11 protein-coding genes and 1 pseudogene are annotated in these 13,632 nt (G+C 53.9%); 3 read left to right on the forward strand and 9 right to left on the reverse strand.

Features of this window, described 5'->3' with window-relative positions:
• Positions 1 to 5: 5 nt before the first annotated feature.
• On the forward strand, positions 6 to 1,691 hold the full coding sequence (locus tag ACR0DG_RS20910) for a dipeptide ABC transporter ATP-binding protein (protein WP_480700384.1): 1,686 nt from the start codon (positions 6 to 8) through the stop codon (positions 1,689 to 1,691).
• Positions 1,692 to 2,636: 945 nt separating this feature from the next.
• Here the strand turns inward: ACR0DG_RS20910 and ACR0DG_RS20915 are convergent.
• The 5 genes from ACR0DG_RS20915 to ACR0DG_RS20935 form a co-directional block, all read right to left on the reverse strand.
• Positions 2,637 to 3,293 carry a lipid-binding SYLF domain-containing protein gene (locus ACR0DG_RS20915; RefSeq protein ID WP_480700383.1) on the reverse strand — a complete coding sequence of 219 codons (657 nt, stop codon included), beginning with the start codon at positions 3,291 to 3,293 and terminating at the stop codon, positions 2,637 to 2,639.
• Between the two features lie 64 nt (positions 3,294 to 3,357).
• The gene (locus ACR0DG_RS20920) at positions 3,358 to 4,218 is read right to left on the reverse strand and encodes a tyrosine-protein phosphatase (protein WP_480700382.1); all 861 of its coding nucleotides are present in this window, start codon (positions 4,216 to 4,218) and stop codon (positions 3,358 to 3,360) included.
• Between the two features lie 89 nt (positions 4,219 to 4,307).
• Positions 4,308 to 5,060 (reverse strand): porin family protein, encoded by a 753-nt coding sequence (locus ACR0DG_RS20925; RefSeq protein ID WP_480700381.1) that lies wholly within the window; start codon positions 5,058 to 5,060, stop codon positions 4,308 to 4,310.
• Between the two features lie 73 nt (positions 5,061 to 5,133).
• Complete coding sequence (locus tag ACR0DG_RS20930) at positions 5,134 to 6,789, reverse strand: sulfatase-like hydrolase/transferase (RefSeq protein WP_480700380.1); 1,656 nt, start codon at positions 6,787 to 6,789, stop codon at positions 5,134 to 5,136.
• Complete coding sequence (locus ACR0DG_RS20935; RefSeq protein ID WP_480700379.1) at positions 6,779 to 7,000, reverse strand: hypothetical protein; 222 nt, start codon at positions 6,998 to 7,000, stop codon at positions 6,779 to 6,781. The genes ACR0DG_RS20930 and ACR0DG_RS20935 overlap by 11 nt, the downstream gene beginning before the upstream one ends.
• 57 nt (positions 7,001 to 7,057) lie before the next feature.
• On the opposite strand from ACR0DG_RS20935, the gene ACR0DG_RS20940 reads away from it, so the two are divergent.
• Positions 7,058 to 8,038, forward strand: coding sequence for a helix-turn-helix domain-containing protein (locus tag ACR0DG_RS20940; protein ID WP_480700378.1), 981 nt, complete (start codon positions 7,058 to 7,060; stop codon positions 8,036 to 8,038).
• Between the two features lie 817 nt (positions 8,039 to 8,855).
• Here the strand turns inward: ACR0DG_RS20940 and ACR0DG_RS20945 are convergent.
• The 4 genes and pseudogenes from ACR0DG_RS20945 to ACR0DG_RS20960 form a co-directional block, all read right to left on the reverse strand.
• Positions 8,856 to 9,893 (reverse strand): TRAP transporter substrate-binding protein, encoded by a 1,038-nt coding sequence (locus ACR0DG_RS20945; RefSeq protein ID WP_480700377.1) that lies wholly within the window; start codon positions 9,891 to 9,893, stop codon positions 8,856 to 8,858.
• A 67-nt stretch (positions 9,894 to 9,960) separates the two neighbouring features.
• Entirely contained in the window at positions 9,961 to 11,289 is a 1,329-nt protein-coding gene (locus ACR0DG_RS20950; RefSeq protein ID WP_480700376.1) for a TRAP transporter large permease, read from the reverse strand.
• Complete coding sequence (locus ACR0DG_RS20955) at positions 11,286 to 11,858, reverse strand: TRAP transporter small permease subunit (RefSeq protein ID WP_480700375.1); 573 nt, start codon at positions 11,856 to 11,858, stop codon at positions 11,286 to 11,288. Before ACR0DG_RS20955 ends, ACR0DG_RS20950 begins: the two co-directional genes overlap by 4 nt.
• Before the next feature lie 419 nt (positions 11,859 to 12,277).
• A pseudogene (locus ACR0DG_RS20960) lies at positions 12,278 to 13,513 on the reverse strand (transposase); the annotation flags it as partial.
• On the opposite strand from ACR0DG_RS20960, the gene ACR0DG_RS20965 reads away from it, so the two are divergent.
• Positions 13,436 to 13,632 (forward strand): hypothetical protein (locus tag ACR0DG_RS20965; RefSeq protein WP_480707319.1); only part of this gene is annotated, 197 nt, incomplete at its 3' end. The pseudogene ACR0DG_RS20960 and the gene ACR0DG_RS20965 overlap by 78 nt on opposite strands.

Raw genomic sequence — 13,632 nt, forward strand, 5'->3', positions numbered from 1 at the left:
TTAGCATGAGCATACCTCCTCTTGTCGTCGACATCCGGGACCTGACCATTCGTTTTGGTGCAGTTGAAGCTGTCAAATCTGTGACAATGCAGGTCGGGGCCGGACGCATCATGGGGCTGGTCGGAGAAAGTGGATCCGGTAAATCCACTTTGGCCAACGCAATCATCGGCTTGTTGCCGCCCGCCGCGAACATCGCCCAAGGCAGCATGAAATTCGATGGGCGTGACTTGCTGTCCCTCTCCAACAAAGACTGGCAGGCCCTGCGCGGTCAGGATGTATCCTATGTGTCCCAAGACCCGATGAGCGCGCTGAACCCGGCCCTGCGCATTGGCGAACAGATGCGGGATATTCAGCATTGGAGCGATAAGAGCGGATCAGAAAAACTGGCAACAGCGCTTGACGCGTTGCAAAAGGTGAAAATGCCCCAGGCGGAAGCGCGGCTGGGCATGTATCCTCATGAATTGTCAGGTGGTCAGAGGCAACGGGTCTGTATCGCGATGGCGATCATGGCGCGCCCGAAACTGCTGATCGCGGACGAGGCGACAACTGCGCTGGATGCCACGCTTGAAGTAGAGATTGTCGAGCTTCTCAAGACCCTGCAAAACGAGATCGGGTGCGCGATGCTGTTCGTGACGCATCATCTGACCGTTGTGGAAGAACTGTGTGATGACGTGACGGTCATGTTTCATGGCGATGTACGCGAAAGCGGCACAGTACCGGATGTCTTCTCTAATCCGGCGGATGACTATACTCGCAACCTGTTGTCCTGTGATCCCTCGCGGATCGAGGAAAAGTGCCGCCGCCTTCCGATCATGTCGAATCTCGACCTGAAATCGCTAGCAAATCCAGAAAATGACCGCGCCCGCATTGATCATAAATCCAAACCGCTCTTATCGATACGGCATCTTGACGTCACCTTTCGCAAGCCGCGCAGCATTGGCGATCTACTGAGTGGCACACCCGAGCGTCGGGTCGACGCCGTCCAGAATGCCTCACTCGACATTGCACCGGGCGAAACCGTTGCATTGATTGGCGAAAGCGGGTCGGGCAAGTCTACGCTGGCACGGGCGGTGATGCGCCTAGTGCCTGCGCAGCGTGGCGAGATCGTGTTCGACCACACAGACCTTCTGTCCATCAGCCAGCGCGAAATGCGCCCGTTTCGCACTGAAATGGCCATGATGCTGCAAGATCCGATTGGCAGCCTGAGTCCGCGTATGCCGGTTGGGACGTCCGTGATTGAACCGCTGATCGTATCGGGCCGCGCCAAAGGCAAAGACTTGCGGAGCGAGGCGATCAAGCTGCTTGAGCTGGTGGGGCTGGGCGAGGATTTCGTGGATCGCTATCCGCACGAAATGTCCGGTGGTCAGGCCCGCCGTGTCGGTGTGGCGCGTGCCTTGGCGCTGCGCCCGAAACTGGTGATCGCGGATGAGCCTACCGCAGGACTGGATGTGTCGATCCAAGGAGAGATTTTCAACCTGCTGGCCGAACTGCGCGAAACCATGTCTCTTTCCATCCTGATCATCACGCATAACCTGCATGTGGTGCGGCACCTGGCCGATAAAATGGTGATCATGTACCATGGTGAAATCGTTGAAACCGGCCTGACCGAAGACGTCGTGCGTGCGCCACAGCACAGCTACACAAGAGAGCTTTTGGCCGCCAATCTTCACGCGAAGTACGGCACCACTTAGCAGCTCAGGGTGATCAGTGTTTTATCGCAGCTCGATCTGTAATTGCATCAACCGTTGAAACGACGGACTCCAACAGTACCTGAATACTTATAGCCCGGCGCGTTTACTGCCGCTTCGTATCTTTTCGCTGCGTACGTGAATGACCACAATTCCTGCTTCATCGCAAAGAGTCCTTTCTCGGCAGGAGCAGTTGCACCGCGCGAAGGTTGCCAGTCTTGCGATAGATCTCGGCAGCCTTTGTTCGGCGAAGCGAGTGTGTACCATATCCACTCGGCTCCAAACCAATCGCCTTGTCCCGGTCTGTATCGTTGAGCCTCTTGTTTCTGCTGCGGCTGGCATGAATGACCGATTTTCCCGCTGCGCGGCGGCGTAGAACTTCAAGCTGGTGCAGCAATTTTCGCGCTGCGTGCGCGCGCAGCAGAAAACGGAGATGGCCGGGTTGGGCTCGAACCGGTCGTTTACTGCGCTGTAAACCAATGTCCGCTTTATAGTTTGGGTAGCGTATGGGTAACAAAGAGGTGTGTGGTTGAATGTTGCAGCTTGTGGCGGCGCGTGGAGGTATGAGGGCATATCATCCAACCAAGCCAAAAAGCTAACGTGGTTGTATGTGGCGGCTTGAGGCGGCTTGTGGCTGTTCCCGGACCAAATCATAATCCGCGTGTCGGGGGTTCAAGTCCCTCCTCCGCTACCAAATCTTCCCAAAAACATGAGAAATTCTCTCGTACTCAATATCACCTGCTGAAGCGCAAGCGTGGTTTGATTTTTGAAGAAACCAACTCATTTTTCGCCGAATGGCACCAAGGAAACGCCGTTAACGGAAGACGACGGTGACATCCGCTGCGAAACCAAAATTAGTACTAGCGTTGCCGCGTAATCGAATTTCTAAGAACCGCTGACCCAAAATCCTATGACAATCCTGCTGTGGACGGGCTCTGCTCCCTCACTTCACTTATCAATCTTGCTGATCTTTGTCCCCTTGAGACTTGTTCCTGCCATCAACCCTTCCTGACCAAACACCACTGGAACGATATCTCCTTGTAGATCATTCGTTCCCATGGAAGCAGACCAGCCTTGGTCACCGCCAACCAGTGTTGGGCCGGTGCCCGCTTCCCAACCGTGGTTGTTGCGGAAGTATTCGAGTGCGGCGTCATTCATAAAGAACATCGCGTATGAGAATTGCTGCACTCCCGCCTGAAACCCGTACGAGGCGCCCGCAATATTGTAGTACCCGCTTGTCGCTCCATTTTCTCGCATGGCACCTTCGCCGAACTGACCCCCTACGACCAAGCCACCTGAAGTGACTTTCGGAAACACCAGAACGGCTATCGCTTCTTCGGATAAGTCTCTGGCCTCAGGTGAACTGCTGTACAGTTTATCCAGTGCGGCGTTCGCTGCACTGTCGATTTCGGGCGCGGTCAAACCGCTGGTCGTGTCCAAAACGGCCTCACCTGCAGACTCGGCGACATCACCTGCCTTTTTAGCTGCGTCGGAAACCCCCTTTGTCACCTTGTCCAGAAGGTTTTCTGCATATGCGGATTGCTCGTTGGAAAAACACCCTATGCCAACGATCGCAAATCCAACGAAAAATATGAAACGCAACATCTTAGCCTCCCTGATTACTTAACAAAAAGCACATTTAGTCCCGGATAGCACAGCTGGCTTCGGATTAGTCCAAGTATCTATTACGCAGCTTTTCCAGATCCTGATCTGTCAGCCCAAGGCCTTCATGCAGGTAGTTATCGACCGAGCCGTAAGTCTCGTTCACACTTTTATAGAAGTTATCCAAGTATCCCATTCGAACACCCAACGAAGGCCACACCGCTTCGGGAGGCATGCTGGTGCCGTGTTCAGCATTCACTTGATCAGCTATTGTCACAGACGCGTTGTCCGCATCCTTGAGAACGTTGCTCATCATGAAATCTGCCTTGATGTCCTCTTGGGTGACACCCAAGGCACTTAGCACCAATGCGGTGGCAACGCCGGTTCTGTCTTTTCCGCCTGAACAGTGATACAGTACAGCTTCGCCTTCCGGTTGCTCGATCAGGACATCAAACAAAGCGCGAAGCTCTGTTGTGTAGTCGATGGGAATGTATCCGAAGGCCTCGAAAAAGAGTGTATCCGTCTGCGCCTCGGTCGCCGTTCCTGACTTGATACTTGCGCGCATGTCTTCGATCATTTGGGCCTCATTTTCCATAACTGGAAAATTGTAGCGTTCAGGGCCCTGCCCATCTGGCCACAGAACAGGGTTCGCAGTCGATTCCAGCGTGGTTCTGAGATCGACAATGGACGTGACCCCTAGACCCTCGACAAGAGCCATGCCGTCAGACCCCATGCCATCAATCTCACCCGAGCGAAAAAGCTGACCGGTTTGAACCGTGCGCCCGTCTTTGGTCTGCAAACCGCCCAAGTCCCTGGTATTGGCCACGCCTGCAATCGGGATGGCGCGATCTTCGGAGGCTTGTATTTGATCAACAACTCCCAACCCACATAGGGCGAGAGCTATGGTTGCGGCTCGTGCGATAATCATTTGTTATCACCTTTCGGATGGTCTTCAGTCGGCGATAGGATCGACCCACAAGGGTTTGGCTAAACTCGAGACAAGGTCGCGTTTCGACCTCAGAAATCAAACCGTGCGCCAACGAATGGGCCGTCAAAGGTCAAATCGGAAATGGCTTGTGAATTTCCGATATTCCAATCGAGATACCGATACCCCAACACAAGATCCCAATTGTTGATCCGGTAATTTGCAGCAAGGCTAAGCTGTGTCGTCAGGTCGCTTTCTCCGCCGCCAATATCTGCGTAATAGGACATACCCCAACGGTCATTGAACTGGCGTGTTCCACGCAGGCCGACCACAGCGTCCCAGTTGTTGATATTGCCGGACACGCGTTGCGAGCCCCCGGCGATGGCTAGATCAACAGTGTTGTCCAGATTAAGGTTCCTTGCGCCACCAAAGATCGCGAGGCGCGCGTCTGACGTGTCGATAAGATCGTACCCAACCGACGCCGTAAATACCGTTCCCTCAACATCAACATCCGAGGATACAGGAATACCCGGACCGACTGCGCTATCCTGATCGTTGCTCAGGTTAAGGTACAGCGCGTCGACAAAGACCGAGAATTTGCTGCGCCGTGCTTCGACAGCGCCCATCAGTCCGAAGTCCAGATTGTCTAAAATCTCGCTGAAACTGACATCCACGCTGGTGCCGTTTGTTGTTTCGCCACTGAGGGCGGGCGCCCAGAGATAGAGGTAGGCGGTAAAGTCCCAGGTCGAGTTATCGGCCCTGACGGATGGTGCAAACCCAACCCAAAGCGCACACGCGATTGCGGTAAACCGCCATTTTTTTCCGGCGAAAAAAGTATTGTTCATTTCCGGAGCCTTTGTGACATTTCAAGTTTGAATGCAGGCGCAGAGGTGCAAGCTCTGCGCCCGGCTGAATGGCTTATTGCCAGCTCATGAACACGTCGCGCGTCTCTTCGCTTTCGGGACGCAAGTTCTCAATCCCGCCATAAGGAATGTCCTTGCCGATTTCCGAGTTTGGATATTTCGCCATCATCTTTTGATGACGTTTGACCATGTCCTGGAACGAGGCACCGGCCCACAGTGAATACCCAACCAGCGGATTTTCTTCGCGCGGGTCGCGATAGACATTATAGGTTGGCGCAGCAGCACCCGGTGCGCCCGGCGCAGGCAGATGCATCTTGAATTCCTGTTTGACGATCGACCTCAGCACGGGGCCTTCGTAGACGTAAACATAGTCACGCCGCCCATTGCCTTCGCCCTCCAGCAGCAATGCTGTCTGGTCGACCCCGTCAATCACCCGGTCACGTGGGATGTAGTCCGTCGCCCCGGCAATGCGCGCGATCGTCGTGTAGATATCTGAAACGTGGAAGATATCCCCCGCAGCACTGTCGGCTTCAATCACACCGGGCCAGCGTATGAACGCGTCCGTGCGCACCCCGCCTTCCAGATGTTGAGTCTTGCCGCCGCGATAGATCAACTGATTCAGGCCAGATGTTCCTTCGAACTGATACATCAGACCATTGTCAGCCATGATCATAACGATGGTATTGTCGGCCTCACCCGTCTCGTCCAGCTTGGCCAGAACATCTCCGATCCATTCATCCAAAAGCTGCAGCTTGTCCGCATGAAACCCACCGTTCCGCGACAAGGCCTCATCAGGATAGACAAAGTTCAACGGGTAAAGAGGCCAGTATTGCAGAAAGAACGGCTCATCTAATGCCGCAACGCGCTCAAGCTGTTCCATCGCCTGCGCCTGATAGCGTTCATTCATCTCTTCGTATTTGGCTTGCGTCCATTCTTCGCCCGGGGCCATTTCAACCTCACGCGCGGGCCCGCCTGCTTCGGCCTCAACTCCGGTCACCAAGCCATAGGGCTTGAATCGTTCATCCAGCAGAAACTGGTTGTTCTGACCCGAAGGGTGATATCCCAACATATTGTTGGCCTGCATTGCTTCGCGGGTCATCAGGCTTAGCTGCACCTGCTGATGCAGCGGAAAGGCGGCGTAGTCAAAGCCCTGATTGTGAGGATAGGCCTCTTCGATATCGCCCTGATGCCATTTGCCAACGTGCGATGTGTTATAGCCCGCCTCTTTCAATATCTCAGGAAGCGTCACCTCGCTTGCGGGCAGACCCTCACCAACCAGAGCGACTTTGACTTCTTCAACCCCGGCCCGAATGGGATGCCGACCGGTCAACATGGCTGTACGCGTGGGCGTGCATGACGGTTCGGTATACATTCGCATCAGCGACATACCTTCGCGGGCAAAGTCGTTGATATTGGGCGTCTCAATCCCCATCACATAGTTCATCTTACGCTCGCCCATCTGGCCGAAGCTGATGTCATCAATCAGAATATACAAAAAATTCGGGGGCTTACCCCCGTTGGCTTCGCGAATCTCAGCCAGTTTGGCGTCGATCTCGGCATCCTGTGCGTCCCATTGCTCGCCAAACTGAGCACGTAAGAAGCTGAACTCGCCGTCATGAACAATTGGATCGCTTTGCGCTAGAACCTGCGTCCCGGTCAGGAAAGTAAACATGGTTGTAGCTGCCGCTACATATCTCAAACTAATCGTCACTGCGGGTTCTCCTGTTGCTAGTTACGTCTTGCAACGCCTCAACAAGAAGGTCGTGGCATTGGGCCGACAAGGATTGTTCGGACTGATGTGCCAGTTCTGTAAGGCGTCGGTACTCGGGCGGGGTGACAAAGGTCACAACCCTCTCGGAACGGGCGTCGGCATTTGGCAGGCGTGGTCGGCCCATGCGCGACTTGGAAGCTTGGCGCGACACTTGACTTAGCCCCCCTCCAGTTTGTTTTCTTTACCGGTAAACTGTCAGGATGCTGAAATGGACCACATCAAAAATCGGCCAAATCCGCAGAAATACGATGCCACCCCTGCTGAAACGGCCTCTCCTGCGATGGTGCTTGACCTGATGCATCCCAATGATCTTGCAGCAATGACGCCGTGGGAAATGGATTTTCGGCAGCTGGACCCCGGCCCTTTGTCTACGCAGATCGCAGTGCGCTCTAGCCCGACATGTTCTGTTTTGAACATCTCGCTCAGCGGCGCGGTTCACCAACGCGGCGTCTCGCCCGACGGGTGGAGCACATTCGGCATTTCGCGAACCGGCACAATAGCCTCGTGGCAGGGTTGCGATATCGGCAGCGACGCCTTTCTGTCTTTCGGGAACAAAGATGGCTTCGACGGTGTTTCGACGGGACGTTTCTTTGGCAATGTTGTTTCTTTCGACACCCGACGCTTTGAGAAGCTTGCCCAGTCTTGTGGGTACTCAATCGCAAGCGAAAGTCCGGCGGTGCGACTAAAGATTTCTGATGGCAATGCACGCAGAATGGACTGGCTGGAGCAAGAAATCGCGAACCTGTTGAAGCACTCGGAAGAGCCTTGGAGCGAAGACGTTGAAGAAGCATTGATGCTCAGAGTACTAACCATCCTGACCAGCAGCGCAATTCATCAGGACAAGAGTTCAGCCCAAACCAGACGTCGCGCCCTTAACCGGGCTCTGGAGATGATGAACGAAAATGCGCTGGAGCCCGTTTCCATCGAAGACCTGTGTGCAGCAACCGGCGCGTCGCTGCGTACGCTGAACCGCGCTTTCAACGAACGCTTCGGCTATGGCCCAAAGGCATACTATATCCGACTGCGATTGGATGGCGTTCGCGAAGACTTGCTGAACGGGGCTCGCACGACATCAATCGCCGACATTGCCAACAAGCATGGGTTCTGGCACATGGGCCAATTCGCCCGAGACTATCGCTTGTTTTTTGGCGAATTGCCGTCAGAAACGTTGATAAAGCGCGACGCGTGAAGGTTTTCGAGCCGCTGCATACAAAATCGGACAATTTTCTTGACCCTACTCCGAACCACGGCGGTTCAATTACGCGTCTGATATTTTTTACCCCGTATCGAGCAATTTCATACTTCGATGAATAGTCCCAAAGCGACCTGGCCGATTATTCAAATTCTACCATTGTGCAATAAAGTCATGCCGGCCTCGCGAAGTGATGTCAGTTGATTAGAGCGTAGGGACGTGCTTTGTTATTCAAGTAGAAAAGGTCCTAATGGTTTGCCCGGGTTTTGTCGGTTCACCCTGATTTAGTGATATAAATTCTGTTTTTGCCAAGGCGCAGTAAATTAGCAGAGGCGCGCATTTTCGATTTGTTCGATAATTGGCCATTTCCCGGTGGGCAAATGCGTTTTGTTTGCGTTGCAAGCCTTTTCGGTATTGTAACCCTCAACATCATACTTAGAGCATCGTACAGCCATATGGGTTAAAATGAGGTTTTAATTCCGAAACCACAAAACGAAACCTCAGTCATTCGCACTTAGGTTACCAGAGTGGTTTCGAGCTTTTGCTTCTAATGAAGAAAAACACTGATACTGCTTTGCCTATTAAATCTGGGCTTGAAAAGGGGTTTTGAGCACAAGAGTACAAAAAATGCGACCTACGCAAATCCAAAACTCATAAAAAATCCGCTACGTTGTCAGAACATTATGAATATCGCCGCCAATGGGTAACCTATGCGTGTTCATCCCAATATCTTAGAAACCTAATTGATTATGCTAGTGAGAATTTGTGGAAACGAATGCGAAGTGGCCTCTATTCGAGGCCACTTCGATCTATCTCATTCGAAATTGTACGGGACACCGGCTTGGTTAATGACGCTATTGTATTCCCGGAAGATTCCTACGATTTTTTCGTGGACTTCTCCTTCCTGAGCGATCTCATCCCAGAACTCTTTGGCCGCGTTTTCGACCTCAGCCCATTCCGAGGCCGGTACTGACCTCAGTTCCAGCTTGTCGCCATTCGCACGTAGCGCCGCTTCACCGCCCCAATACCACTGGTTACGGTATGTATGGCCTGCTTCGATACCTGCCATCACAATGGATTTGAGGTGATCCGGCAACTCGTTCCAACGCTCCTGATTGGCGAACCACGATCCGATCCACGCGCCTGAGATGTTGTTGGTCAGGAAATAGTCGGTCACATCGGCCCAACCCACTGTGTAATCCTCGGTGATGCCAGACCAGGCCATGCCGTCAAGCTCGCCGGTTTGCACAGCGACCTCGGCATCCTCGTATGGAATGTTCACCGGTACGACGCCGAACTTGGCCAGGAAACGGCCAGCGGTCGGGAAGGTGTACAGTTTCAACCCATTCAGATCGGCAACCGATGTAATCTCCTTTTTGGTGTTGAAGTTGCAGGGGTCCTGCCCCGCAGCCGACAACCACTGAACGCCAACCTTGGCGTATTCATCGCGCCAGATATCGGCCAGCCCGTATTGGTTGAACAGCACCGGCACGTCGAGAATATGTTTGGTCGCAAATGGGAAGTACCCTCCGAACACACGCAGCGGTGTCGGCGAGGCCATAGAGTCATCGTCCGAATGCACACCGTCAATCGTCCCACGCTGCAGAGCCTGGAACAGCTCGCCCGTGGGCACGATCTGATCTGCGAAGAACAGCTCGATTTCCAGCTCACCATTGGCATTGGCGTTGATGTAGTCGATGGCGGGCTTGGTAACATGCTCGCCCAACGCGCCACCGGCGTAGGTCTGAAACCGCCATTTGATGGGGGCTTGCGCTTTTACGATAGCCGGCGCGGCAAGCGTTGCTGGTGCGGCTAAGGCGGCGGTCCGCAAGAATCTGCGTCTGGTTGTCATGGTCTTCCTCTCCTGTGCTGTTCATTGAACTTGATCCGGTTGACCCGGTTTCTCGTTCTTTACGTGCTCAGTTTCCGTAGACGATGCCCGGAAGCCACAATGCGATGTCAGGAAAGGCCATCACCAATCCCAAAGCCAATGCCATCACTGCCACAAAGGGGATGATGGACCTGTAGATATCTCCTATCGTTACCTCTGGCGGGGCCATCGCCCGCATTAAAAACAGATTGTACCCGAAAGGCGGGGTCATGTAGGCGATCTGACAGGTAATCGTATAAAGGACCCCATACCAGATCAGATCAAACCCTAGCGCGCCGACCAGCGGCACATAAAGTGGCGCGACGATGACCAGCATGGCGGTGTCGTCCAGAAAAGTACCCATCACAAGAAAACTGAGCTGCATCAGGATCAAGATGATCCACGGGTTCAGGCCCAGCTGCACCGTGAACAGGTTTTCGATCGCTTTGACCGCGCCCAGCCCGTCAAACACTGCGCCGAAAGCAAGTGCTGCGAGGATTATCCACATGAACATGCAGGTGATCCCAAGCGTCTGCTTGACCGAGGTTTCAAAGACCTGCCACGTCATGCGTCGTTTCAGAACCGCGGCCATAAAGGCTGCGATTGCCCCCAAGGCCGAGCTTTCAACCAGCGAGGTCCAGCCGTTTACGAAAGGCACCATCATTACCGCAAAGATGCCCAGAGGCAGTAGACCTGCCCCCAACAAGCGCAGCTTTTCCCCCCAAGTGACCTGCGCGCGTTCCTCGGCGCTCATCACCGGGCCCAGCGATGGGTTCAGGCGGCAGCGGATCGCGATATAGATGATGAACAGAGTTGCCATCATAAGGCCGGGAACAACGCCTGCCAGCCAAAGCTGCCCGACCGGTTGACGCGCGATCATTGCGTAGAGGACCAGCACCACAGATGGCGGCACAAGAATGCCAAGGGAGGACCCGGCCTGTATAACGCCCGTGACCATGCGCTTGTCGTAGTTACGTCTCAGCAACTCAGGCAGAGCAATTGTCGCCCCAATCGCCATCCCCGCCACAGACAATCCGTTCATGGCCGAAATCAAGACCATCAGGCCTATTGTCCCGATAGCCAGCCCGCCAGACAGCCCGCCCATCCAGACGTGGAACATGCGGTAGAGGTCATCGGCAATCCGGGATTCGGACAGGATATAGCCCATGAAGATGAACATCGGCAGCGTCAGCAGGGGATACCAGCGCATCACCTTGATCGCGGCTGCAAAGCCCAGATCATACCCGCCCCGATCGCCCCAAAGGAAAAACGCAGCAATCACCGCAACGAACCCAATGGCACCAAAGACGCGTTGTCCGGTCAGCAGCATCAGCATCATGGTCGAGAACATGAGCGCGGCGATCAGTTCATAACTCACCCGCGGTGTCCTCCTTCAAGGTCCTCGGGGGCCATATGCACGGGCTCGTCATCCTTTGGGCCCATGTCATGGCCTTGCAATCGTAAGATGTCTTTGAACAGTTCTGAGATCGCCTGAAGCAGCATCAGAAAGATGCCGATCACCATGATGGTCTTGATGGGCCAGATATAAGGGCGCCACGCGGACGAGGACCGCTCGCCCCCGTATTGGAACGAATACATCAGACTGTCCCAGCCGCCCCACAGCAGAAAGGCCAGATAGACGATCAGAAACAGCACCGTCATCACATCGATCTGACTTTTGCGTCGGTCCGACCACTCTCCGTACAGCAGGTCCATGCGGACATTCGCGCCCATCTGCATCGCGTATGGGCCGCCAAGGATGTAATAGGCCACCATCGCGAATTGCGCCATTTCAAGTGTCCAAAGCGAGGGGACAAAGAAGGTCTTGGACACGGACGAGTAAAGCAGGATCGCCATCATGACGAAGATGCCATACATCATGATCCGCCCGAGTATTCTGTTGGCACGGTCCACATGCCGGACATATGCCTTCATCGCAGCTGTCACGAAGCTACCTTCGCGCAGCCTTTGTCAACGTTTAGTGGAACCAATTGCTTGGCATGCACGAAGTCACCCGAGCATGACAAATGGTATTCGTTTAAATATCTGTGGATGTTGCGATGCATTCACTACTCTCCCCTTGCCATCAGAGCGGCATGAATAATGCCTGTCAAGATGAGCTCATGCTACAGAGAAAGTCGAGAGACGATAGTCTGACACAATTGATGCAAATTTCTGATTCCTTACTTGGATCAATTTTTATAGTTCTGCAAGAAGCTCCTGCAGCCACTTTTTCGATTCAGTCAACCATTTTCGGCTAGAGATCGATAGCTAACCCTGATTATCTATTGGCCTATTCCGTTGAAAAACAACGTATTGCTGACACAGGATGCGATGATCTGAACACGGGACAAACGCCATTCTGGTCAGGCCTTTCGCGTTTGCTGCGGTACAAGAAAGATCTTAGCCAATTCGGTGAGGTTCTGGGCGGTGACGGCTAGAAGAAAATCGCCATTTGCGCCGCGTGAGCCACCTATTCGGAAGCGTCCCATCCCGAAGCTGCGATTGAGGTGCGCGAAGAACATTTCAACTTCCTTCCTGAGCTTCATTGAGATGTCGTTTGGCGAGACTTGGCGAGGTTGCGAGTGATCTGGCGGGCGTCTTCAGTTTGTTCACGGCTGATCTTGCGAGCATCAGCGTTTGGACAGCACTTGGCTTTGGATGATAAGGCCTGACAGACTTCTTTTATGGCGCGATAGCGTGCCGTATCTTTGATGGTTGGGCCTCGACGCGGGTCGGAATAGTTTCAGCGGAACTACTTCAGGGCTTAGCCTTCTGGATTGATGTACTGATCGCTCTCTGCATCCCATTCGAAATCGACCCTCGGCTAAGTGCCATCGTTGCGCCCGATCTAATCAAAGACTGGGACTTGCGGAGCGATCTTGTGGTCGACCAATCAGCCCGGATGCAACCCGGTGCCCTAGGCCGTCTACGCGATCAGGCGCTCTGGATGCAGATCGAACTTTGCCTTGACGCGGTTCAGCATCATTCTTCTATTTGTAGAAATAGCCAGAGCATTCGGGCCCTTTGCCTGCAGCCGTTTATTGGCTAGCGGGATCAGAACGTGAAGCGAACTTGAGTTACCCCTTGATGGCAGCTCCGAACTCTGCCCCATCTAATGTGCCGAGATACTCGTGCATGGCACCGGGTGCTTCGGTGGGGTCTATGGGCGATACCTCCCAATCATCCTTCGATGTCGAGTTGAGTTTATTTGGATCCTCTTCGATCAACCTGGCATCGATTGCAACGCGCTTGCCTCTGACCGGACCTTTTTCGATGTACCGCGCAACAGTCACCTCGAAAAGTTGGCACAGCAGTTCACTCGCGCGGAAACGTCCTTGTCGGCTCTCGGAGAACGTCGAGTGATCCAGGATACGCTCATTGAGATCAAGGCGGCCGAACCATCGATTTGCCAAGTTTAGATACACCTCTTCGCACAGTCATCGCTCGGAGCGGATGCCGAAGCAGTGGCCAACCAGCGGCATCAGGGTCAGCAGTTCAGAATCGGCCAGTAGGCGACCTGTGTGGATGTAAAAATCCGCGAGATGTGCTCGAATGCCGCTCGGATCAACAAAGCGGTCAATAGATCCAAGCAGATGATCCTAGGGAGTGCGGTTCCTGCCTCGGTCCCATTGACCTGCCCCCGAAACTTCGCTCGTTGTGATGTAGAGTTTGCTCAATCTTTTGAAGGAGCAAACGAATGCGAAAGAGCCGTTTCACG

This window comes from Ruegeria sp. BG8 (assembly GCF_056538325.1).